The organism is Streptomyces sp. NBC_01808 (genome assembly GCF_035917395.1).
Taxonomy (GTDB): Bacteria; Actinomycetota; Actinomycetes; order Streptomycetales; family Streptomycetaceae; genus Streptomyces.
The window spans coordinates 3,735,329-3,757,341 of record NZ_CP109072.1 but is presented as its reverse complement, the minus strand read 5'-3'; the positions used below and the strand labels follow the sequence as shown (position 1 = coordinate 3,757,341).

The window sequence follows — 22,013 nt, the reverse complement described above, 5'->3', positions numbered from 1 at the left end:
GGCCCTCGGCCTCACCTCCCCCGATCCTGACGAGGGCGGTCCCGGGGCTCCGGATCCGGCTGCTGCGGCCGCGGAGCCAGGTCGGGAAGCAGATGACGGCGAACGAAGTCGAGCTCCAGCCTCAACTGCTTGATCCGCTCGTCCACGACCAGCGAGCCGTGCCCCGCGTCGTAGCGATACACCTCGTGCGGGTGCCCGCGCTCGGCCAGCCGTCCGACGTAGTTCTCCACCTGCCGGATCGGGCACCGCGGATCGTTGACCCCCGCGGAGATGAAGACCGGCGCCCGCACCTCGTCCACGTACGTCAGGGGTGACGACGCGGCGTAGCGCTCGGGGACGTCCTCCGGCGACCCGCCCATCAGCGTGCGGTCCATCGCCTTCAGGGCCTCCATCTCGTCCTCGTACGCCGCGACGTAGTCCGCGACGGGCACCGCCGACAGGCCCAGCGCCCAGACGTCCGGCTGCGTGCCGAGGGCGAGCAGCGCCAGATAACCGCCCCACGAGCCGCCGCCGACGACCAGCCGCTCCGGGTCCGCGAGGCCGGAGGCGACGGCCCACTCCCGCACCGCCGCGATGTCCTCCAGCTCGATGAGGCCCACCCGGTGCTTGAGCGCGTCGGTCCACTCCCGGCCGTAGCCGGTGGAGCCGCGGTAGTTGACGCGGACGACGGCGAAGCCGTGATCGACCCAGGCCGCGGGGCCGGCCGCGAAGGCGTCGCTGTCCTGCCACGTGGGGCCGCCGTGCACGTCGAACACGCAGGGGAACGGGCCCTCGCCCGGCGGCCGCTGCACCAGCGCGTGGATCCGCCCGCCCGGCCCGTCCACCCAGGCGTCCTCCACCGGCACCGAGCGCGGCGCCGCCGGCCCCGGCGGCTGCACCACCACGGCTCCCTGGGCGGACCGCACCTGCGGCGGCTCCGCGCCCGACGACCAGTGGAACTCCACCGTGCCGTCCGGCCGGGCCGTCGCCCCCGAGATCGTCCCCGGCGGGGTCTCGATCCGGGTCATGGCGCCGGAGTCGGCGCCCTCCAGCCCGTACCGCCACAGCTCGCTGCGCGCCTGGTACGTATGCAGGACGAGCAGCGCGCTGCCGTCCGGATACCACTCCGCCGACACGTCCCCCGGCAGGTCGAACTCCAGCTCCCGGGACTGACCCGTGACCGGGTCCCAGATCATCGGCTCCCAGCGGCCGCGCCGCTGGTGTCCGACGAGCAGCCGCGCGTCGCCCGCCACCGGGGCGAAGCCCAGCACCTCCAGGCCCAGTTCCTCCCTGCCGCCCTTGGTGTCGTCCAGCTCGGCGACCAGCGGGTCACCGCCGGGGGCGCCGCCGAGCCGCAGCACCCGCAGGGCGGCGTGCATCGCGTCGCCGTGCTCGGTGTGCTCGATGGCGAGCAGCCTGCCGTCGTGCGAGAGGTCGCCGACGCCGGCGGACTCCCGGTGCCGGTAGATCTCGCTGGGCTCGCCGCCGGGCCGGACGAGGTGGATCGTCGTCCCCGTCTCCTCCGTGGACCGGCCGACCACCGCCGTGCCGTCCCGCCCGAGCGCGAGCCCCGCCGAGTACGCCGCCGGCAGCCCCGGCGCCGCCGCCCGGTCCTGCCCCGGGGCGGCGCCCGCGAAGGGCTGCCGCCGCCACACGCCGAACTCGTCTCCGTCGGTGTCGCAGAACCACCACACCCACTCGCCGTCCGGCGTCAGCGCGCCGTCCGTCGTGCCGTTCGGCCGGTCGGTGACCTGGCGGACGCCGCCCGTGCGGCGGTCCCAGGCGTACAGCTCGAACGTGCCCGTCACGTTCGACACGTAGAGCGCGCGATCCGGCGCGTCCTCCGCCCACCCGGGCAGGCTGATCCGCGGCGCCCGGAACCGCCGCTCCCACGCCGGGGCCCCGTCCGCGGCACCGCCGGAGCCGGCGCCTGCCTCGCCGCCGGCCGCCTCGCCGCCGCCTGCCTCGCCGCCCGTCCCGTCCCCGCCGCTTCCCCAGGCCCCGCCGCTTCCCCGGCCCCCGCCGATTCCGCCGACCCCGCTGTCTCCGTAGCCCTCGCCGCCGACGCTCGCGTCGTCACCGGCACGTCCCGCCTTGCCCCCGTCGATCTCGCTCATGCCGACATTCTGCGTCCTCGGCCCGGCCCGTCGGCGTCCGCAGCGCCAATCTGTGGATTACTCCCCAGTTGTGGATAAACCACCACCGCCGCGCACCGCCGCCCCCCGGCCCTCACGGACCGGCCGCGCCCGCCCCCGGCAGCCGCGAGCCCTACGCCCGCCCGCCAGACACCGCGTACTCGAACAGCGCCTTGTTGCTGTTCCGTTTGCGGATCACCTCCACCTCGACCCCCGCGAAGCCCACCTCGCGCAGCAGCGCCGCGTACCACTCCTGGGCCGGCACCTGGTTCCCGTAGAAGGTCGAGTTGCCGATCACGTAGACCACCCGCCCGCCGCCGCGCACGTTCTTGTACGCCGCCCGGAAGTGCCCCCACATGTCATGCATGTACTTGCCGACGTAGTTCGCCAGCAGCGGCCCGTTCCGCCCGCCGTCCCGGCGGATCGCCGCCTGCGTCCCGGCCAGCTCGCCCGCGACCGGCTCCGGCACCCCCTCGGCGTCGGGACCCGGCGGGCGCCAGGCCCGTACGCGCGAGGTGGCCGCGCCCCAGGTGCCGCCGATCGCCTGCCAGTCCAGCCGGCCCGCGTCCTCCGCCCGCCGCAGGTGCCGCATCCAGTACATGTACGGGCGCAGCTCGCGGATGTACGACATGCGGTTCACGTACGGCGGCGAGGTCAGCAGCAGGTCGCAGGGCGTGAGCCGGCCGGCGGCGGGCTGCATGTCGCGGGAGTCGCCGTACAGGACGCGCGCCGTGCCGGGCAGCGGGGTCGCGGCGTTCGCGAGGGTGGTGCCGGCCTCGCGGCGGAAGGTCTCCAGCACGGCCCGCGCGGCGTCGGGGTCGAGTACCTGGAGGGCGCTGTCGTCGCCCGCCTGTTCCTCCTTGAAGGACATGCTCTGGTGGTTGAACGCCGCGTTGCTCGACGCGATCAGCGTCCGGCAAAAGGCCACGTCCAGCAGGTCACGCCCGCCCGGCGGCAGCGCGCCCGCCGCGACGTCCAGCGCCCGGCGTATCGCCTTCAGCGCGTCCAGCGCGCTCCGCGCCCACCAGCGCCCGATGTTGTGCAGCTCCGGCTGCCACAGCTCGCTGGCCTCCGGCAATAACTCCTCGGCGCGGTGCACCAGCGGCGCGAGCGCCCGCCGGGTCTCGCGCAGATGATCCGGCTCGTATGCGGCCGTCTTCATCTTGCCCAGCCAGATCAGGAAGGGGTTCACGTCCAGCGACTGCCCCGTCAGCCCGTGCTCGGCGGCGGCGAGCGGCGTGGTGCCGGTGCCGGAAAAGGGGTCGGTGACGACGGAGCCGGGCGGCATCTCGGCGGCGTAGCGGCGCACGAGGCTCACGGAGTAGGCGGGGGTCAGCCGGAGCCAGCCGTGGCGGCCGGCGCCCGCGTTGGCGCGGTAGGTGAGGTGCGCGTTCTGACGCGTGTCCGACCGCATGCTCTCGCTCTCGCCGATGGGGGTGGGGGGTAGCGTGGATCGTAGTGGGCCGCGGCCCGTCACCCGGCGGGAACCGGCAAGTCTGGTCGTACGGAACGAAACCGCACTGCCGTGCGACGCACGCCGTACGCGGCGGCCGCCCCCTCGCGTACACGGGGGAGCGGCCGGTCGTCTTCTGGCGGTGTTTCCCGTGAAACCTCCGCCGAATATGTCTGATTGTCAGCCGCGCGCGGTCGCCTCCGCGTACCGCGCAGCGACGTCGTCCCAGTTCACGAGGTCCCACAGCTTCTGGACGTAGTCGGGGCGGACGTTCTTGTACTGCAGGTAGTACGCGTGCTCCCAGGCGTCGAAGACCGGCAGCGGGGCGCTGCCCTGGCCGACGTTGCCGTGGTGGTCGTAGACCTGTTCGACGATCAGGCACTTGCCCAGCGGCTCCCACGCCAGGACGCCCCAGCCCGAGCCCTGCACCGAGGCGGTGGCCGCGCTCAGTTGCTTCCGGAACGCCTCGAAGCCGCCCAGGTGCTCCTCGATGGCGTCGCCGAGGGCGCCGTCGGGGCGCCTCGGCGAGCTGCTCCAGCGTGTCGTTGGCGCCCTTGACGTAGGCCGCGTGGTGCTTGGCGTGGTGCAGTTCGCACCCGGTGCGATCCCCGGGCGCGATCTCCCGGTGCGGGCACGCAAGCGCTTGTCGGCACCTCCCCCATCTGCTTGACTCCGGCTGCCAGTGCCCCAACGCACCGGGGGAGGACCCCATGGAGTTCACCCGCAGACGCCTGCTGTCCACCCTGCCCGCCGCCGGCCTGCTGGCGGTCCTTCCGGCCCGTACGGGCTTCGCCGCCGGGAGCGCCGCAGCCGCGGACCCCGCCCTCCTCCTCGCGAACACTCGCGCCGTCTTCGCCGGCACCGCCGAGATCAACGCCCGCCCCGAGGCCGCCGCCAAGGTCGCCGCCCTCCACGCCACCGCCCGCGCCAACCTCGCCGCGATGGCCGACACCGGCACCGCCACCGGCGAGTTGTTCGCCGGCGTCCCCCTCGGCACCAGCGACGTCAACCTCGCCACCTCGTACCGCATGCTCTACGAGATCGCCCTCGCCACCCGCGCCCCCGGCGGCGGCCTCCACGGCGACACCGCCGCCCAGCGCCGCGCCGTCGAGGGCCTGGTGTGGCTGCACGAGCGCTACTACGGCGACCAGGCCCGGGGTTACTACGGCAACTGGCACAACTGGGAGATCGCGATCTCCACCCACGTCGGCAAGACCTTCGCGCTCCTCGCCGACGTTCCAGGCGCCGTCCCCGCGGGGCTGCTCACGACGTACGTCGCCTCCATGGACGCGTACCTCCGCAACGGCAAGGACGGGGACGTCGATCTCGACTCCCGCTTCCACACCGGCGCCAACCTCGCCGACATCACCACCAACCGCATCATCCAGGGCGCCCTGCTCGCCGCCGCCCAGGAGACCGGCGGCGAGGCGCGCATCGCCAGGGCGCTCGAAGACCAGCTCACCGTCTTCGCCACCATCGACCCGTACGACATCCGCCACGGCAACACCGACGGCTACTACGCCGACGGCTCGTTCATCCAGCACCACTCCGTCGCGTACACCGGCTCGTACGGCAGGGCGCTGCTCACCCGCGTCGTCCAGACGCTCAAGATCCTCGACGGCACGGGCTTCGCGAACACCGGCGCGCTCGTGCCCGTCGTGCAGCGCTGGGTGCGCGACGGCTTCGCGCCGCTGATCTTCGAGGGCTGGATGATGGAGATAGTCAAGGGCCGCTCCGTCGTCCGCACGACCTCCGGCTACACCGACGTCGCCACCGTCGTCGAGGCCGTCGTCGACCTCGCCGACTACGCGGCCGGAGCCGAGGCCGCCGCGCTCAAGAGTTACGTCAAGCACATCCGCGCCACCTCGCGCGCCGCCCTCGACCCCACAGGGTTCGTCTCCCCCGTCAGCGTGGTGCGCTACGCCGACATCGTCGGCGACGAGGCCCTCCCGCCCGCCGACCTCAACCCGGCCGCGCGCAGCGTCGCTTACAACGCCATGGACAAGCACGTCCACCGCCGCCCCGGCTTCGCGTTCGCGCTCGCGCGCAGTTCGGACCGCATCAGCAAGTACGAGTACATGAGCGGCGAGAACCTGATGCCCTGGTTCCAGGGCGACGGCGCGTACTACCTGTACCTCTCCGGGCAGGACCAGACGCGCGCGTACGGCGTCGACTACTACACGGTCGTCTCCCCCTACGGCCTCGCCGGCGCCACCGCGCCCGTCGAGCGGCGCGGCACCGTACCGGAGCTCTACGACGGCAAGCTCTGGTACGACAACCCCGGGCACCCGCTGAACTTCACCTCGTCCTCCGAGTCGCAGAACACCTACGTCTACTTCCCGCGCGGCACCAACCGCCACTCCGGCGGCGCCGTCCTCGGCGCGTACGGCACGTCCGCGATGGTGCAGTCCGACGACGTCGCGTACGCCGAACGCGAACGCCTCCCCGACGACTTCGTCGTCTACCGCAACGCGACCGCCACCAAGTCGTGGTTCATGCTCGACGACGAGATCGTCGTCCTCGCCGCCGGCGTCGGCGACCCCGCCGGGCGCACGGTGACCACGACCGTCGACGCCCGCACCGCGGACCCCTCCGCCGCCGTCACCGTCACCGGCGCGCGCCGCGACGGCCGCGCCTGGGAGGGTCCCGGCACGGCCGAACTGAGCTGGCTGCGCTACGCGGACGCCGCGGAGGGCACGGCCGTCGGGTACGTCTTCCTGGACGCGCCCCGCGTACGGGTCGGGCTGGAGGACGTCACGCGCAGCCGCCGCGTCGTACGCACCGGCAATCCGGACACGGCGGTGACGCGCACCGTGTTCAGCGCCACCGTCGACCACGAGCCGCGGCACGGGCTCGCGCGCCTGGCGTACGCGCTGGTGCCGCACGCCTCCGCCGAGCAGTTGGACACGTACCGCGGCCGCGGCCCGCTCACCGTGACCGCCAACTCCCCGCGCCTCCAGGCCGTCCGCCACTCCGGCCTCCGCCTGGAGGCCGCCAACTCCTTCACCCCCGGCAGCCACGACACCGCGGGGCTGAGCATCGACGGGCCTGCCTCGGTGCTCGTAAGGACCGGGGACGACGGACGTGTGGGGGTGGCCGTGGCGGACCCGACGATGGACCGCGACACGGTCACCGTGGTGCTGCGCGGGCAGCCGCTGCGGAAGGCCGCGGGGGACGACGGGATCCGGGTCAGCCGGGTGGCCGGTGGGACGAAGCTGGTGGTGGACACGCATCACGCGTACGGCAGGAGCCTGACGGTGAGCCTGGAGACGTAGGCGGCAGGTCGTCCGGTTCGGGGTCATGTGCACGACGGTCGGCCGGTCTACTCTGTGGTCACAGGGGCTCGGGCCGGTCGCGGCCGGCCGGACCGGGGGAGGACGAGTGTCCGAGTTGTTCTTACGTGGCCTGAGCCGGTGGCAGGCGGACACGCAGCGCGAGGCCGTCGCGGACGTCTACGTCGCGTCGTACAACGGCGCGGTCGGCGGGGTGGCGCCGGAGCGGGAGGGCTTCCTGCGCCGGCTCGAAGACCACGTGCAGCGGCCGGGGTTCGAGATGGTGCTGGCCGGGGGCGACCGCCCGGTGGGCTGCGCGTACGGGTTCCGGGCGGACCGCTCGGGCGTGTGGTGGCCGGACTTCCCTGAGGGGCCGCCGCTGGCGCTCGCGGAAGTCACCTCGTCCGCGCGGGCGTTCGTGGTGGCGGAGCTGATGGTGGTGCCCGACCAGCGCCGCCGGCACATCGCTACCCGGCTGCAGCAGCACCTGCTGGCCCGCTGGGCGCCGTCCCCCGCGGTGGCGCTGCTGCCGCAGGACAACGCGGCGGCGGGCGCGGCGTACCAGACCTGGGGCTGGACCAGAACGGGCAGCCTCCACCCGGTGCCGCCGACCCCGCCGCTGGACCTCTGGACGCACCGCCGCCCGCCGGCCTGACACCTGGTCCGCCGCGAGACCCTGGAGGACTACCGCGGCCGCGACGTGGGCCTGTGACGGCTCCCGGCGTTACTCCGGGGCGCCGCCGAAGCCGATCTCGTTGCCGTCCGGGTCGCGGTACACCGCCTTGCGCACGCCGTTGCCGTACGTCTCCCGCTGCACCGGCTCCAGCCCGCGCGCGGCTATCGCGGCCACTCGCTCGTCGAAGTCGCCGACGAAGACGGTGGTGAGCGCGTGCCCCGCGTGCTCCGGGCGGTGCTCGACGGCCAGCGAGCGGTGCTCCGCCAGCTCCCACACCACCTCGTCGGGGGACGCCACGAAGGCCGGCGGCGTGCCGAGCAGGCGCTCGTACCAGCTCAGCGCGGCCGGGAAGTCCCGTACGGAGATGCAGGCGAAGAGATCGACGCTCATGCCGGCCATCGTAGGGACCGCCACTGACAGCGCCCCCGGGCCGCCAGCCCCTGAAGGCCGCTGGCGCGGTGGTTGCCCGGCACCCTGGTCCGGATCGGTGGCGAGAGCTAGTCAACCTGTCTCCCCGCCTTTCACCTGAAAGAGGCGAATAAAGTGCGGGTGGGACAGAAGTGGCTACGCTCAGTCGCGTGCCGGGTACTCACGCCGCCTCGCTGCCGCGACTCTGCCGCGCCGTGATCGCTCTTCTCGCGGGGCTGGCGATCGTCGTGCTGGCCCCGGTGTTCGCGTGCGTGGACGCCGGTACGCCGCATCACGAGGGCGAGAGCCTGCGGGGGAGCACGCTCGCGGTGGCGCTGGCGCCGGTGGCGTACGCGGAGGTGACGCGGGCGCACGCGGCCCGCCACGGCGGCGAGCGGGCGGACCGTACGGCCGGTGACCGCGTGGCCGGTGACCGTGCGGTCGGCAACCGTGCGGACGGCAGCCGTGCGGGCGGGCGCGCCGGGAGCGCCGCCGACGGTGCCCTCGCCCGCCACGTCGAGGACCACCTCGACGACCACGCCAGCCACGCCGACTGCAGCGAGCCGTGCTGCGAGCCCTCGGCCGCCCTCCCGCACGCCGTCGTACGGGACGATCCCGCCGGCTCCGCCGCCCACCCCGCCCCGGCCGTCCCCGTCCCCGCCCCCGGCGCGCTCGGGGAAGCCGGCGGGGCCCGCGCCGCACCGCCGGCCGCCGCCGCTCTCCCCAACGCCCGCCCCGGGACCGCCCTCCTCCGCCTGGTCTGCGTCAGCCGTACGTGACGGCCCCCGCGCGTCCGCGCGCGCCCGGCACCCCCCACGTACGTACGCGAAACCCGGCCCCGTACCCGCGCGGCCGCGGAAGGACCACCCATGCACTCCACTCTGCGCACCGTCTCCTCCGGCGACCTCCGCGGCTTCGCCGCCGACCACCGCCTCCCCGCCCCCGCCGACGGCGCCCGCAGCACCCCCGCGGGGCTCGTCGGCAACACCCCCGTCCTGTGGATCGGCGAGCCCTTCAGCCCGGCGGGCCACGGCTTCTGGGCCAAGCTGGAGGGCGCCAACCCCGGTGGGCTCAAGGACCGTTCCGCGCTGCACATGGTCGCCGCCGCGCGCCGCCGCGGCGAGCTGGCGCCAGGAGCGCCCGTCGTCGAGTCGACCAGCGGCACCCTGGGCCTCGGCCTCGCGCTCGCCGGGATCACCTTCGGTCACCCGGTGACTCTCGTGACCGACCCGGGTCTGGAGCCGCTGATGCGGCACCAACTGGCCGCGTACGGGGCGCGCGTCGAGGTCGTACGCGCCCCGCATCCCACCGGCGGCTGGCAGCAGGCCCGCCGCGACCGGGTCGCGGAACTGCTGGCCGCGCGGCCCGGCGCCTGGTGTCCTGACCAGTACCACAACCCCGACAACCCCGCCGCGTACGACGCCCTCGCCCTCGAACTCGCCGTCCAGCTCGGCCGCGTCGACGTCCTCGTCACCGCGGTCGGCACCGGCGGCCACTCGGCGGGCGTGGCCCGCGCGCTGCGCGCGTTCTCGCCGGGGATGCGGCTCGTCGGGGTCGACTCGGTGCGCTCCACGGTCTTCGGGCAGCCGGCGGGCGAGCGGCTGATGCGCGGGCTCGGCAGCAGCATCCACCCGCGCAACGTCGACCACGCGGCGTTCGACGAGTGCCACTGGGTCGCGGCGCACGAGGCGGTGTGGGCGGCCCGGCGGCTGGTGCGGCACCACTACGCGGGGGGCGGCTGGAGCGTCGGCGCGGTGGCGCTGGTCGCGGGGTGGCTGGCGCGTACGGAGGGGCCCTCGGTCCGGATCGCGGCCGTCTTCCCCGACGGGGTGCAGCGGTACTGGAACACCGTCTTCAGCGACGACCACTGCCGTGCGCACGACCTGCTCGACCGCCCGCCGGCCGCGGACCCCGACGAGATCGGGCACCCGGGGGAGCGGACCGTCGAGCGGTGGACGCGCTGCGCCGACGTCACGGCCGTGCCGGCGGGGGTGCCGGTCCGATGAGGGACCTGGTGCGCGAGTTCCGCTCGTATGGCGGCGGGGTGCGGCTGCTGATGGTGCAGCAGTTCACCATCAACACCGCCTTCTACATGCTGATGCCCTACCTTGCCGCGCATCTCGCCGACGGGCTGGGCATGGCTGCCTGGGCCGTGGGCCTGGTCCTGGGCGTACGGAACTTCTCCCAGCAGGGCATGTTCCTGGTCGGCGGCACGCTGGCGGACCGGCTGGGCTGCAAGCGCATGATCGTCGCGGGGTGCGTGCTGCGGACGGCGGGGTTCGGGCTGCTGGGCTTCGTGCAGTCGCTGCCTGCGCTGGTCGTCGCGTCGGCGCTGACGGGCTTCGCGGGGGCGCTGTTCAACCCGGCGGTGCGGACATACCTCGCGCAGGCCGTGGGTGAGAAGCGCCGCGTGGAAGCGTTCGCGTTGTTCAACGTCTTTTATCAGACGGGGATGTTCGTCGGCCCGCTCGTCGGACTGGCGCTGCTGGCGGCCGACTTCCGGCTGGTGTGCACGGTCGCGGCGCTGCTGTTCCTGGGGCTGACCGTGGTACAGGTGCTGGCGCTGCCCGAGGGGGACGCGGTACGGACCGAGCGCCCGGGGGCGCGCGGGGTGCTGGCCGACTGGCGCACGGTCGTCGCCAACCGCCCGTTCATGCTCTTCTCCGCCGCCATGATCGGCTCGTATGTCCTGTCCTTCCAGGTGTATCTGGCGCTCCCCCTCCAGGCGCACCGCGCCTTCCCGGCTGCGGGCGACGGGGTGACCACCGCGCTCTTCGCCGTCTCGGCGGGCGTGGCGGCGGCGGGCCAACTGCGTGTCACGGGCTGGGCGAGGAAGCGCTGGCCGGCGCAGCGGGCCCTGGTGTACGGCATCGCCCTGATGAGCGTCGCCTTTCTGCCGCTCCTGCTCACCGGCGCCCCGCCGGGCGGGGGCGGGGCGCCGGCGGCCGCGGCGGCGCTGACCCCGCTGCTGCTCGCCGCCGCCCTGCTGGCGCTGGGTACGGCCCTGGCGTACCCCTTCGAGATGGACACCGTGGTGTCCCTCTCGGGAGGCCGCCTCGTCGCCACGCACTACGGCCTCTACAACACGGTGTCCGGCCTCGGCATCACGCTGGGCAACCTGGCGACGGGCGCGCTCTGGGACGCCGCGGAGAGGTACCCGCGACTGCCGTGGCTGGTGCTGACCGCGACGGGCGCGGCCTGCGCGGGCGCGCTGGCGGCGCTGGCCCGCGGCGGGCGGTTGCGCGCGATGCGGCCGGAGCCGGAGCCGGCGTCTGCCTGACCCGCTGCCGGCCGGGGGCGCCGGTGTGAGCTGCACCGCGCGCGGGCGCCCCCTAACGGACGCTGACGAACACCGGGTTGGAGTAGAACCACAGGTCCTCCCACGGGCTCTCCAGCCCGTCCGCCACCGGCTCCGCCTCGTCCGTGCTCGTACCGCGTACGCGCGCGTACATGTCGCCGTCCACGTCCCGCAGGGTGTGCTGGATGACGTAGTCCTTGCCCTGGCGGCGCCAGTCGTTCGGGCCGAAGCGGGCGACGACCTCGGTGGTCGGGTTGGTGTCGGCGTCGCGGTCGGCGCTCGGGCCCGTGATGCTGCCGGTGATGAGGTCGACGCGGCGGACCTCGGGGCGGTCGCCGTTGCCGTTCTTGCCGTCCAGCGGGCGGAAGCGGATCTCGATCTCCACGTCCGCACCGTTCCGGCCGCTGACGGTGAGCGTCTCGCCCATGGCCGCGCTGCGGCCGCGGTTGCCGGCCGTCAGGTCGAGGGACGTGATGAGGTCGCCGGTGCCCACCCAGACGCGGCCGTTGCGCAGGCCGTCCATGACGTCCGCGTAGTCCTGCCGCGCCATGACGTACGTCTTGCTGTACTCGCCCGGCCAGAAGTCCGAGCCGCCGCGCGTCCAGTGCACGTGCGAGTCCGACGTGGCGGTGATCCACCAGCGCCGGCCCTCGCCCAGCAGCGCGTCCCACAGGCCGCCGAGGCGCGCGGTCATCTGGTCGAAGCCGCCGTACGTGGGGTGGTTGCCGTAGCCGCCGCGGGCGCCGCCGACGAGGGGGCCCGCCTGGTGGCCGGGGGCGCCCTCGAAGCCGACGTAGACGTTCGGGGCGACGTCGTTGCCGTTGCGGAACTCGCGCGGGGTGTCCTGGCCGTAGACGCCGAGGCCCGGCGCGGACCGGGAGGCGTGGTGGGCGAGCACCAGCGGCTTGCGGTCCATGGTGTTCGCGGCCTTGAGGAACTCGATCATCTTGGCCTCGGTGTCGCGCCCGGGGTCGGCCGGGAACGGGTCGAGCTTGGCGAACCGGCGCTCCAGCTCGTACAACTGCTGCGCCTCGTCGCGGTGGTGCGGGATCATCAGCGTGTGGTGGTCCAGCGCGGGCGCGTCGAACTCCATGCCCCAGAACTGGAGGACCTCGGGCACGAGGACGCGCGAGCGCAGCAGGTCGGGGTAGGCCAGCTCCAGGTTGACCTTCGAGTGGGTCGGGCCGCCGTGGTCGGTGCACATCACCCAGGACAGGCCGAAGTGCTTGGCCATGATGGCGTTGGTGACGATGGGGTACACCGCGTCGGCGCCCTTGTGGAACGTGGGCGGGTTGGTCGACGTGTCGAACCGGCCGCTGTACTCGGAGTGCACGTGGTGGTCGCCGGCCCGCCAGGCGCGCCGCCCGTCGTTCCCGCGCCCGCCCTGGACGTCCCCCTGCGCGTCGTCGGCGACCGCCTCGCCGCTCACGACGAGCGGGCTGGCCGCCGCGAGCGTCGCCCCCACGCCGGCGTACCGGACGAGGCGGCGCCGCGAGATCCCCGTGCGCTCGGGGCCTTCGGCGCCTTCGATGCGTCCTTCGTTCATGTTGCGGGCCTCTCCTTCGCGTTGCGGGGGGCGACCAGCGAGTTTCGACGGTGGAACGGAACGGGGCGTGAACGGCGGTGCCGGGGGCGGGAAACAACAGATCACGCGGGGAGCGCCGGTTCCGCGTGCGGGGTGCGGCGGTGCGCCTCTGCTGCCCTCGTACGGGCCCTGCGGGGCCTCAGGCCGCCGCCCCCTCCGGTCCCGTCCGTACGCCCGTCAGCCGCCTCTCCAGCGGCCGTATCGCCACGCTCGCGACCAGCGCCAGGCAGCCGACCACCACCCACGGCAGCACCCGCTCCACGCCGTACAGGAGCCCGAAGAGGCCCGGCGTGACCATGTCCGCCGTCGCGAACGAGTACTGGAACGCCGCCAGATACGTGCCCCGCGCCCCTTCCGGTGCCGCGTCCGCGGAGAGCGCGTTGGAGGCCGGCCCGTGCAGCATCTCCGCGGCCGCCCAGAGCAGCATCACCATCGCCAGATAGCCGACCAGCACCGGGCCGCGCGGCAGCAGCACCGCGAGCGCGACGGCCCCGCACCACCCCGCCCACGCCACCCCGCCCCAGGCCATCGCGCCGCCGCGTGAGGTGCGCCGGCGGATGCGGCGGGTGACCGCGGCGGTGGAGGTGGCGACGACGGCCGTGGTGAGGGTCAGAAGGACGCCGACCGCCCAGCCGGGCGCGTCCAGCCCGCGGACGACGTAGACGGGGGTAGCGACGGCCAGCAGGACGGTGCAGATGTTGAACAGCACGTTGACGGCGATCAGCAACAGATAGGCGCGGTTGCGCAGCAGGTGCCGTACGCCGTCGGCGGGCTTCCCTTCGGCATCCCCGGCGGCCGGCCGCGGGCGGCTCCGTACGAAGAAGGTGAGGGCACCGGCGGCGAGGACGAAGGAGAGCGCGTTCGCCAGGATCATCCCCCGGTACGCGTCCTGCGAGGCGAGCCCCAGCAGTACGCCGGCGAGCACCGTCCCGGCGCCGGTCCCGGCCGCGCGGATCATCGCGGTGCGGGCGAACCACTGGTCCCGGGCGCGGTCGTCGCCCTGTTCTGCGATGAGTGCGAAGACCGACGACCAGTACACACGCAGCCCGGCCGCCTCGACCAGCGCCGCGGCGAAGAGCGACGCCGGCCCGTCCACCGCCAGGTACAGCAGGAAGCCGCCGGCCTGCAGCAGTTGCCCCGCGATCACTACGGGCCGCGGGCCGACGCGGTCCACGACCCGCCCGACCAGGAGCGGCAGCAGGAGCGCGGAGGCGGTCGCGGCGGTCATGAGCAGCCCGACGCGCGCCTCGGAGAGGTCGGTGACGGCGAGGAAGTAGACCATGGAGAGCGGCAGATAGAGCCCGCTCCCGACGGCGTCGACGCCCAGCGCCACCGGAATCGCCCAAGCCGCCCCGTCCCGCGCCAGAACCCGCCCCCGCACCTGTCCTCCGGTCCGCACCGACAGTCGAGTACAACGTTGTAACCCCGCGGTCCGGCGAAGTCAATACGGTGTGCGGCGTCCGGCTAGCGTGTGCCGTATGGGAGTCACGGACGCGCTCGGCCGCTTCAACCGGCGGCACCCCTGGAGCCACAACGACCACTACGGCCCGTGGATCGCCCGGCGGGTCGCCGAGGCGGGGGCGCGGGACGTGCTGGACGTCGGGTGCGGGGCGGGGAACCTGGTGGCGCTGCTGCGGCGGCGCGTCGGTGCCGTGACCGGGCTCGAACCCGATGCCGCGGTCGCCGCCGCCGCGGCCCGGCGGTTCGACGGCGATCCGGCGGTCACCGTCGTACGGACCGACTTCGCCGGCCGCGAACCGGGGCGGCGCTGGGACGCCGTCACGCTCGTCGCCGTACTGCACCACATGCCGCTGGTGCCCACGCTGCGCGAGCTGCGCGACTGCCTCGCGCCGGGCGGGCGGCTGATCGTCGTCGGGTGCTACCGCGAGACCGGCGCCGCCGACCTCGTCGCCGCCCTGCCGGCGGTGGTCGCGAACCCGCTCGTCGGGCTGGCCAAGCACCCGGCGCGCGCGGACGCCGTACCCGTCCACATGACCGCGCCCACCGCCGACCCCGAGGAGACCCTGGCCGAGATCCGGGCCGCCGCGGCGGCGGAGCTGCCGGGCGCGCGGATACGCCGCCGCCTGTTCTGGCGCTACAGCCTCGTCTACGACGCGCCCCGGCCCGACGGCCGGCCCGTCTGACGCCGCGACCTGACGCCCGGCGCCTACTCCGTCCAGCCCGCCGTCGCCGCCGCGCGCTCCTCCCACTGTCGTACGCCGGGACCGCCCGGCTCCCACCGCTCGCAGAACCGCCGCATCTCCCCGCACGCCGCCAGCACGGCTGGGGCCTGCCCGGCGTCCAGCAACTCCTGACCCCGCACGCCCGCCACCTGGCCGAGCGACAGGGCATCCGCGGACGCGGCCCGCACCGGCGGCACGGGCAACAGGCCGCGCAGCGCGGTGAGCAGCGCCCGCTCGCGGTGCAGCCGGAGCGCGGCGTCCGGCCCCTCGTACGTCTTCCGCACCACCGCGCCGTCGCCGAACGTGCGGTTGGTGTAGCCGTGCTTCATCGGACGCATCCCCCGATGATTCCCCTCGGCTCCGCCGCCCGCGCGGCGATATTCGCTTGCGTGTCCGGTCGCAGAGCCGCATCGTGTGTACGGTGAGTGACGACGAAGCACCCCAGCGGTGGACCGAGGCCAGCGTCTACCCCGACATGTGGGCCGACCCCGACAAGGACCCCCGCAACAACGACTCCAGTCCCGACGGCGAGTTGGCGACGCTCCAGGACTTCCTGGTCAACTACCGGCTCACGCTGCAGATGAAGTGCGAGGGGCTGACCGCGGAGCAGTTGGCGCACCGTTCCGTGCCGCCGTCGACCATGTCGCTGCTCGGGCTCATACGTCACCTCGCCGAAGTGGAACGGGACTGGCGCAACTGGGTCGTGCCGGAGAACCCCGCCCCCAAGATCTACGGCGAGCGCGATGCCGACTTCCACGGCGCCGCCGCCGACCAGGCGCTCGTCGACGCCGCCTTCGCCGACCTCGCCCGCGAGCAGGCCGAGTGCGATGCCGTGCTGGCCGCGTACACCGACCTGGGCGCGCGGCTGCCCAAGGACGGCACGTCGGTGCGCGAGCTGTGGGTGCACCGGGTGGAGGAGTACGCGCGGCACTGCGGCCACGCGGACCTGCTGCGCGAGTGCGTCGACGGCCGGGTGGGGCAGTAGCGGCGCGCGGTAGCTGAAGGGGCGCAGGGGAGGCAACCCGGCGCGGACCTCATCGCGTTCGACGAGTGTGCGACGTGAAGTGGGGACCGGATGGCAGGCGCAGGATGCTGAGACGGGGCGCGGCCCAGCCGCCGGGATTCGAGGAGTTCGTGGCGGCCCGCGGGCCGCGGCTGCTCCGCGTGGCCTGGCTGCTCACCGGGGACGCCCAGCTCGCCGAGGACCTGCTGCAGACCGTGCTGGCCAAGGTGTGGCCGAAGTGGGAGCAGATAGCGGACGGCAGCCCCGAGGCGTACGTCCGTACGGCCATGGTGCACACCAACATCTCCTGGTGGCGCCGCCACTGGTGGGGCGAGGTGCCGCACGGCGAGCTGCCCGACACGGCGGCCCCCGCCGACGCCTTCGCGCAGGTGGACCTGGAGCAGTCGCTCGCCGCCGCGATACGGCGCCTGCCCCCGCGGCAGCGCGCCGTGGTCGTCCTGCGCTACTTCGAGGACCTGAGCGTCGAGGACACCGCGGCGACCCTCGGCTGCGCGACGGGCACCGTCAAGAGCCAGTCCGCCAAGGCGCTGCGCACGCTGCGCGGCCTGCTGCCCGAGGCCGAGCTGGTGGAGGGCGGTGAGTCCGGTGGCCTGGAACGCAGCTGAGACGGCGGGGCCGGGTGAGCCGGCCGCGTCGGCCGACCTCATGGAGTCCGCCGAGGAGGAGCGCGCGCTGCGCGCACTGCTGGAGCGCGCCGTTCCGCGGCCGGCCGCGCCCGCCGAGCGGATGGAGCGGATACGGGGACGGGCGCTGCGGCGCCGCCGTCGGCGGCGCGCGGTGTGGGGTGCGACCGCGACGGCCGCGGCCGTGGGCGTACTCCTGCCGCAGGCGCTCCCCGCCACCGACACGCCGCCCCGCTCCGCGCCTCCCGCCGCGGGCGCCGGGACGCGGGAACAGCGGGACGCCGAGACGCGGTTGGCGGAGCTGTCCGACCTCACGTTGAAGGTGCCCGCGGGCTGGAGCAGCCGCACGGTGCGTACGGACTCGCCGAAGGGCGAGTACGTCGGCTACGTCGCGAGCCTGTCCCTCAGCCCCTCCCCCGAGCCTTGCCCCACCGGCGTGGACGGCACCTGCACCACCCCGCCGCGCGAACTGCCCCGCCGCGGCACGCTCATCACCCTGCAACTGCTCTATGGGCCGAAGGAACCCGACCCCGGCCTGCGGACCCGCGAGATGGGCAAGGCGTGCGTCGTCGCGGGCGGCACGGAGGAACTGTGGGCCGTACGCCGACCGGCGGGCGCGGCGGAGGGGGTTCAGGTGCTGGCCACGGTATGCCTGGCGACACCGGCGACGGGCGACGTCGCCGAGGCCAGCACCGTACTCGGCTCGATGCGCTTCGACCCCGCCGAGCAACCCCGCCGACCGAAGCGGACGGACCGCTGATGCTGCCTCGTCGCCGGATGCTGTACGCGGCCGGACTCCCCCTGCTCGCGGCGGCGGGCTGCACCGACGCGGCCTCGCCCCGTACGGACGACGCGCCGCCACCCGCCCCCGCGCCGACCCGCTCGCCTGTCGCGGCAGCCCCCGCGCGACTGCCGCGGGACATACCGGGGCTGGGGCCGCGCATCCGCGCCCGCCTCCCCGCGGGCGCGCGCCAGGCCCTCGTCGTCACCGGCACCTCCGGCCGCTCGTCCGACTCCACCGCCGTGCTCTACGAACGCGGCCCCGGCGGCTGGCGTGCAGGACCCGCCTGGCCCGCCCACAACGCCCTCCGCGGCTGGACCCACCGCCACACCGTCGGCGACCTCCGCACCCCGACCGGCGTCTACGGCCTCACCGACGCCGGCGGCCTCGACCCCGACCCCGGCACGAAGCTCCCGTACGACCACGGCCCCGCCTTCACCGCCACGGGCCGCGGCTACGAGGGCGAACCCCTCGCCGGCTCCTTCGACTACGTCGTGGCGATCAACTACAACCGCAAGCCCGGCACCACTCCGCTCGACTGGACCCGCCCCCTGGGCGACGCCCGCGGCGGCGGCATCTGGGTCCACGTCGACCACGGCGGCCCGACGAGCGGCTGCGTATCGCTGGCCAAACCCCACATGCGCACCCTGCTGCGCAGCCTGGACCCGCGGAAGCACCCGGTGGCGGTGATGGGCCCGGAGAACTGGCTCGCCCGCTGACGTGGGCGCCGGCGTCATGCTCTGCTGCTGTCTTATGCCCTCGCCGCTGTCCCGGACTCCGCTGTCAGTGACCCGCGTTACTCTTCGGAGTCGTACCAACTCGCTACGGCGTGCAGGGGGAGGGGTGTGTGATGACGGATCCGGTGTCGTTGGCCGCGATCTCCGGGGTGCTCGGCGCGATCGGCATGGGGATGGCCAACGAGGTGGGCCGGTCGGCGTGGGAGACCGCCGGGGCGCTGGTGCGCAGGGCCGCCGGGCGTGAGGTGCGGGCGCCCGGGCGGGCCGCGGAGGTGGAGCGGGTGGCCGCGCTGCTGCGGGAGGGGGCCGCGCGCGATCCCGAACTCGCCCGGATGTGGGAGCGGTTCGCCTCGACCCTGCCGGCCGGCTCCGGCCCCGGCTCCGCGGGTGCGCCCCGCCTGCCCGCCGCGACGCGCCACTTCACCGATCGCCGCCCCGCGTTACGGCTGCTTGACCGCGAGGCGGACCGCAAGTTCGACGGCCGGCCGCGGGTGGCGCTGCTGCACGGCCCCGAGGGCATCGGGACCTCGGCCACGGCGCTGTACTGGGGCAGCAGGCGCGCCGAGGACTTCCCCGACGGGCAGGTGCACGTCGACCTGCACGGCTGGTCGTCCCAGAGCGCCCTCGGCCCGGCCGTGGTCGCCGGCCGCCTGCTGCGCGAGCTGGGGCTGCCGGCGGAGGAGACGCCGCACGCGGCGGACGGGCGGCTGGACCTGTGGCGGCGGCTCGTCGCCGGGCTGCGGCTGCTGGTCGTCCTCGACCACGCGTACTCCGCGGCTCAGGTGCGTCCGCTGCTGACCTCCGCGCCCGGGGTGTTCACGCTCGTGACGGCCCGCCATCCGCTGCCGGGTCTGGACGCCGTGCCCGTGGCGCTGGGGCCGCTGGCGGCGAAGGACGCCCGGCGGCTGCTCACGCACTTCGCCGGGTCGGAAGCCGTGGCCGCGGCGCCGGACACGGCGAAGGACCTGCTGGTGCGCTGCGCCGGGTCGCCGTACGCGCTGCGTACGGCCGCGCCGCTGCTGTCGGTGCACGGTGATACGTCGCGGGGTGCCGCGGATACGGCCGGGCCCGTCGCCGCCCTGACCGAGTCCGCCTACCGCGCGCTCGACGCCGACGCCGCCCGGCTGTACCGGCTGCTGGCGTTACGGGACTGGCCCCACGTCGACGCCAGGACCGCCGCCTGGGCGACGCAGCCGGCCGCGGCGCCCGACCGCGCCCCGGCTCCGTCGCCGGACCGCGCCTCCGACCCGGCTCCCGCCGCGGCGCTCCTCGGCCTCCTCGCCGACCGCGGTCTGCTGGAGCCCGCCGGCACCGAGCGCTACCGCTTCCGTCCGGCCGTACGCCGCCATGCCGAGCTGCTCGCCCGGCACGAGGACGGCCCGCACGTTTGCGCCGAGTCGGCCGCCCGCGTCGTGCGTGGCTACGCGGACCTCGCCGAGGACGCCGCTCACCAGGCGCTGCCGGAGAGCTGGCGCGTACCGGCGCCGTCGAGGCCCGGTCCGCCGCTGGGCAAGGCAGAGGCCCTCGGCACCCTGGTGCGGGAGGCGCCGAACCTCTTCGAGGCCGTGCAGGCCGCCGCGGACGCCGGCGACCGGGCCGTGGCCGTATGCCTCGCGCGCGCCCTTTGGCCGCTGCAGCTCAAGGCCGGCCGGCACGCGGAGGCCGTTCCCGCGCTCCGCACGGCCCTGCGCCTCCCCGCGCCGGAGAGCGAGCCGCGCGCCACCGGCCTGCGCGACCGCGCGGCCCTCCGCTTCCAACTGGCCATGAGCCTGACGGAGCTGGGCGAACACGCCGAGGCCGAGACCGGGTTCCGGGCCGCCGCCGAGGACGAGCGGACGGCGGGCCACATACGCGGGCACGCCTCCGCGGTCGAGGCGCTGGGCCTGCTGCGGCTGCGGCAGTGGGCGGGTCCTGAGGCGCTGGCACTCTTCGACCGCGCGGACACGCTGTACGGGACCATCGCCCCCGGCGAAGAAGGCCACGCCGACCTGCGCCGTGCCCGGCCGCTGCTCGTGCGCCACCGCGGGCGCGCGCTGCGTGTCGACGGCCGCTTCGAGGAGGCGATAGCCCTGCTGCGTACGGCCGTCGGGTCCTTCGAGGAGATCGGCGACGACTACAACCGCGCCCGCGCCCTGACGGACCTCGCCGAGACCCACGTGCTCGCCGCCGCCCCCGCCGCGGCCCTGCCGCTGATCGACGAGGCCATCGCCCTGCTCGACGCGCAGCAGGCCGAGCACCCGCTGGCCTACGCGCGGTCCGTACGGGCGCGTTGCGTCACCCCCTGAGCGGGGCGACGGTCACGCGGTGCTCGCGCGCGCCCGTACGGACCAGCAGGCCGTGCTCCGCGAGGGCGGCCGTGCTCCGGCCCGCCGCCAGCCAGGCGTGCAGGGCGGAGGCGTACGCCGCGGGGTCGGCGTCGGCCGCTCCGGGGACGGCGGTGAGCGCGAGCGCGTCGCCGGCGCGGGTGCGGATGGTGCAGTCACCGGGTCCCGTGACGTACGCGGCGAGGGCGCAGTGCGCGTACCGCCGCAGGGTCTCCGCGCACCAGGCGGCGGGTGAGCCGAAGCGCGGGTCGTCGGGGGCGCCGTGGCGGAGGATCACGTCGGCCAGGTCGAGGCGGCCCGGGTCGCGGGTGTCCTCGGGCACGGCGGTGTGCACGGCGGTGTGCGCCGCGCCGTCGCCGCCGGGCTCGTACGCGGGATCGGCCCAGCGGCGCAGCACCACCGCGCCCGCGCCCGCCCCGGCGGGCAGCCGGGTGAGCACCCGCATCGGTGCGCTGCGGTGGACCGGTTCGTACGCGGGCAGCGGCAGCGGTTCCAGCAGCGCGGGCCGCTCGGGCTCGGGCAGCTCCATCAGCCCGTAGAACAACTCCCGCAGCCGGCCTGCCGACTCCCCCGGCACCGACGAGGTGAACCGTGCGGGACCCGGCTGCGGCCGGTGGCCGGCGATCAGCGCGTCGAGCTGCGCGGGCAGCGGCGCGAACGGGTCCAGCCGCGGCGAGTCGGCGAGGAAGCCGGCCAGCGGCGCCCGCGGGTCGACGTGTTCGAGGGGTGCAGCCGCCAGCGCCACGGGCACGCCGAGGGCCGCGGCGTAGTACGTGACGGCCCCGTGGTCGCCGATCACCGCGTCCGCCGCGAGCAGCGCCTGCCGCCAGCCGCCCAGCGGATCGACGAGCGCGAGCCCGCCGCGCCTCGCCCCGTCGAGCCAGGACCGCACCTGCCCGGGGCCGTGCCCCTGCCAGATGTTGGGGTGCAGGACGGCCGCCACCCGGTACTCGTCGGCGGCCAGCTCGCCGGTCAGCCGCGGCAGCAGGGCCGGGAGCACGTCGCCCGCGCCGCCGTCGCCGAAGAGGCCCTCGGGGTTCCACGTGGCGGACACCACGACGAGCCGCTGCCCGTCGCGGACGCCCAGCGCCCGCCGGAACCGGTCCCGGTGCCCGCGGGCGGCGAGCATCCGGTCGAAGCACGGATCCCCGGCGAGCACCGCGGCCCCGGTCGCCTCGGGGCACGATTGCCGCAGGCGCTCCGCCTGCTCGGGGTGCGAGAGCACGAACGCGTCGGCCACGGGCCGCCCGTCCTCAAGCAGCCACTCCGGTGCCAGCCCGAAGACGGGAGCCCGGCGTCCGGCGTCCGGCGTCCGGCGTCCGGCGTCCGGCGTCCGGCGACCGGCGACCGGCGACCGGCGACCGGCGACCTGAGCCTCTTAGTATATCCAACGCCATGCGACAGAACTGCCAATTTGCCATGCAATGCAGCTATTTGACCACCCAGGCTTGCGGAGACGGCCAGGTCGACGGGCGTACGGACCGCCTGCTCCCACGGCAGCACCGGCACCCCCACCGCCGCCAGCAGTTCGCCGA

18 protein-coding genes and 1 pseudogene are annotated in these 22,013 nt (G+C 75.0%); 11 read left to right on the top strand and 8 right to left on the bottom strand.

Features of this window, described 5'->3' with window-relative positions; translation table 11 throughout:
• Positions 1-11: 11 nt before the first annotated feature.
• The 3 genes and pseudogenes from OG946_RS16165 to OG946_RS16155 form a co-directional block, all read right to left on the bottom strand.
• Positions 12-2,096 carry a S9 family peptidase gene (locus OG946_RS16165; RefSeq protein ID WP_326796808.1) on the bottom strand — a complete coding sequence of 695 codons (2,085 nt, stop codon included), beginning with the start codon at positions 2,094-2,096 and terminating at the stop codon, positions 12-14.
• A gap of 151 nt (positions 2,097-2,247) precedes the next feature.
• Positions 2,248-3,528, bottom strand: a complete 1,281-nt coding sequence (locus OG946_RS16160) for a DNA methyltransferase (RefSeq protein ID WP_326796807.1) — start codon at positions 3,526-3,528, stop codon at positions 2,248-2,250.
• Between the two features lie 219 nt (positions 3,529-3,747).
• A pseudogene (locus OG946_RS16155) lies at positions 3,748-4,159 on the bottom strand (superoxide dismutase); the annotation flags it as partial.
• Positions 4,160-4,277: 118 nt separating this feature from the next.
• On the opposite strand from OG946_RS16155, the gene OG946_RS16150 reads away from it, so the two are divergent.
• Positions 4,278-6,842 (top strand): polysaccharide lyase family 8 super-sandwich domain-containing protein, encoded by a 2,565-nt coding sequence (locus OG946_RS16150; protein ID WP_326796806.1) that lies wholly within the window; start codon positions 4,278-4,280, stop codon positions 6,840-6,842.
• Positions 6,843-6,948: 106 nt separating this feature from the next.
• Positions 6,949-7,494: a hypothetical protein gene (locus OG946_RS16145; RefSeq protein ID WP_326796805.1), complete on the top strand. Its 546-nt coding sequence runs from the start codon at positions 6,949-6,951 to the stop codon at positions 7,492-7,494.
• Positions 7,495-7,563: 69 nt separating this feature from the next.
• Here OG946_RS16145 and OG946_RS16140 read toward each other — a convergent pair whose 3' ends face one another.
• Positions 7,564-7,905: a VOC family protein gene (locus tag OG946_RS16140; protein ID WP_326796804.1), complete on the bottom strand. Its 342-nt coding sequence runs from the start codon at positions 7,903-7,905 to the stop codon at positions 7,564-7,566.
• A 188-nt stretch (positions 7,906-8,093) separates the two neighbouring features.
• Between OG946_RS16140 and OG946_RS16135 the strand changes: the two genes are divergently transcribed.
• The 3 genes from OG946_RS16135 to OG946_RS16125 all read left to right on the top strand — a co-directional run bounded on the left by OG946_RS16135 (position 8,094) and on the right by OG946_RS16125 (position 11,203).
• Complete coding sequence (locus OG946_RS16135) at positions 8,094-8,702, top strand: hypothetical protein (protein ID WP_326796803.1); 609 nt, start codon at positions 8,094-8,096, stop codon at positions 8,700-8,702.
• Positions 8,703-8,792: 90 nt separating this feature from the next.
• Positions 8,793-9,929, top strand: coding sequence for a PLP-dependent cysteine synthase family protein (locus OG946_RS16130; protein ID WP_326796802.1), 1,137 nt, complete (start codon positions 8,793-8,795; stop codon positions 9,927-9,929).
• Positions 9,926-11,203, top strand: a complete 1,278-nt coding sequence (locus tag OG946_RS16125; protein ID WP_326796801.1) for an MFS transporter — start codon at positions 9,926-9,928, stop codon at positions 11,201-11,203. The genes OG946_RS16130 and OG946_RS16125 overlap by 4 nt, the downstream gene beginning before the upstream one ends.
• Positions 11,204-11,255: 52 nt before the next feature.
• Here OG946_RS16125 and OG946_RS16120 read toward each other — a convergent pair whose 3' ends face one another.
• Entirely contained in the window at positions 11,256-12,767 is a 1,512-nt protein-coding gene (locus OG946_RS16120; protein WP_326796800.1) for a phosphoesterase, read from the bottom strand.
• Between the two features lie 178 nt (positions 12,768-12,945).
• Positions 12,946-14,187 (bottom strand): MFS transporter, encoded by a 1,242-nt coding sequence (locus OG946_RS16115; protein ID WP_326796799.1) that lies wholly within the window; start codon positions 14,185-14,187, stop codon positions 12,946-12,948.
• Between the two features lie 97 nt (positions 14,188-14,284).
• On the opposite strand from OG946_RS16115, the gene OG946_RS16110 reads away from it, so the two are divergent.
• Positions 14,285-14,950 (top strand): class I SAM-dependent methyltransferase, encoded by a 666-nt coding sequence (locus OG946_RS16110; protein WP_326796798.1) that lies wholly within the window; start codon positions 14,285-14,287, stop codon positions 14,948-14,950.
• Between the two features lie 23 nt (positions 14,951-14,973).
• Here the strand turns inward: OG946_RS16110 and OG946_RS16105 are convergent, their stop codons facing one another.
• On the bottom strand, positions 14,974-15,327 hold the full coding sequence (locus OG946_RS16105) for a hypothetical protein (protein ID WP_326796797.1): 354 nt from the start codon (positions 15,325-15,327) through the stop codon (positions 14,974-14,976).
• 83 nt (positions 15,328-15,410) lie between these two features.
• Here OG946_RS16105 and OG946_RS16100 point away from each other — a divergent pair, with 83 nt between their 5' ends.
• The 5 genes from OG946_RS16100 (at position 15,411) to OG946_RS16080 (ending at position 20,439) form a co-directional block, all read left to right on the top strand.
• Entirely contained in the window at positions 15,411-15,974 is a 564-nt protein-coding gene (locus OG946_RS16100; protein ID WP_326796796.1) for a DinB family protein, read from the top strand.
• Positions 15,975-16,078: 104 nt separating this feature from the next.
• Complete coding sequence (locus OG946_RS16095; RefSeq protein WP_326796795.1) at positions 16,079-16,618, top strand: SigE family RNA polymerase sigma factor; 540 nt, start codon at positions 16,079-16,081, stop codon at positions 16,616-16,618.
• Complete coding sequence (locus tag OG946_RS16090) at positions 16,599-17,396, top strand: hypothetical protein (RefSeq protein ID WP_326796794.1); 798 nt, start codon at positions 16,599-16,601, stop codon at positions 17,394-17,396. Before OG946_RS16095 ends, OG946_RS16090 begins: the two co-directional genes overlap by 20 nt.
• A complete protein-coding gene (locus tag OG946_RS16085; RefSeq protein ID WP_326796793.1) occupies positions 17,396-18,136 on the top strand; it encodes a L,D-transpeptidase family protein in 741 nt (246 codons plus the stop codon). The genes OG946_RS16090 and OG946_RS16085 overlap by 1 nt, the downstream gene beginning before the upstream one ends.
• A 131-nt stretch (positions 18,137-18,267) precedes the next feature.
• Positions 18,268-20,439, top strand: coding sequence for a tetratricopeptide repeat protein (locus tag OG946_RS16080; protein WP_326796792.1), 2,172 nt, complete (start codon positions 18,268-18,270; stop codon positions 20,437-20,439).
• Here OG946_RS16080 and OG946_RS16075 read toward each other — a convergent pair.
• Positions 20,429-21,718: a hypothetical protein gene (locus OG946_RS16075; RefSeq protein WP_326796791.1), complete on the bottom strand. Its 1,290-nt coding sequence runs from the start codon at positions 21,716-21,718 to the stop codon at positions 20,429-20,431. The genes OG946_RS16080 and OG946_RS16075 overlap by 11 nt on opposite strands.
• Positions 21,719-22,013 lie beyond the last annotated feature (295 nt).

What these genes read in the sequence shown, in the direction of transcription:
- OG946_RS16140 (WP_326796804.1), bottom strand. Translation starts at nt 7,905, where the DNA reads ATGAGCGTCGATCTCTTCGCCTGCATCTCCGTACGGGACTTCCCGGCC.
- OG946_RS16105 (WP_326796797.1), bottom strand. Translation starts at nt 15,327, where the DNA reads ATGCGTCCGATGAAGCACGGCTACACCAACCGCACGTTCGGCGACGGC.
- OG946_RS16110 (WP_326796798.1), top strand. Translation starts at nt 14,285, where the DNA reads ATGGGAGTCACGGACGCGCTCGGCCGCTTCAACCGGCGGCACCCCTGG.
- OG946_RS16080 (WP_326796792.1), top strand. Translation starts at nt 18,268, where the DNA reads ATGACGGATCCGGTGTCGTTGGCCGCGATCTCCGGGGTGCTCGGCGCG.
- OG946_RS16095 (WP_326796795.1), top strand. Translation starts at nt 16,079, where the DNA reads ATGCTGAGACGGGGCGCGGCCCAGCCGCCGGGATTCGAGGAGTTCGTG.
- OG946_RS16085 (WP_326796793.1), top strand. Translation starts at nt 17,396, where the DNA reads ATGCTGCCTCGTCGCCGGATGCTGTACGCGGCCGGACTCCCCCTGCTC.
- OG946_RS16120 (WP_326796800.1), bottom strand. Translation starts at nt 12,767, where the DNA reads ATGAACGAAGGACGCATCGAAGGCGCCGAAGGCCCCGAGCGCACGGGG.
- OG946_RS16130 (WP_326796802.1), top strand. Translation starts at nt 8,793, where the DNA reads ATGCACTCCACTCTGCGCACCGTCTCCTCCGGCGACCTCCGCGGCTTC.
- OG946_RS16160 (WP_326796807.1), bottom strand. Translation starts at nt 3,528, where the DNA reads ATGCGGTCGGACACGCGTCAGAACGCGCACCTCACCTACCGCGCCAAC.
- OG946_RS16165 (WP_326796808.1), bottom strand. Translation starts at nt 2,096, where the DNA reads ATGAGCGAGATCGACGGGGGCAAGGCGGGACGTGCCGGTGACGACGCG.
- OG946_RS16125 (WP_326796801.1), top strand. Translation starts at nt 9,926, where the DNA reads ATGAGGGACCTGGTGCGCGAGTTCCGCTCGTATGGCGGCGGGGTGCGG.
- OG946_RS16150 (WP_326796806.1), top strand. Translation starts at nt 4,278, where the DNA reads ATGGAGTTCACCCGCAGACGCCTGCTGTCCACCCTGCCCGCCGCCGGC.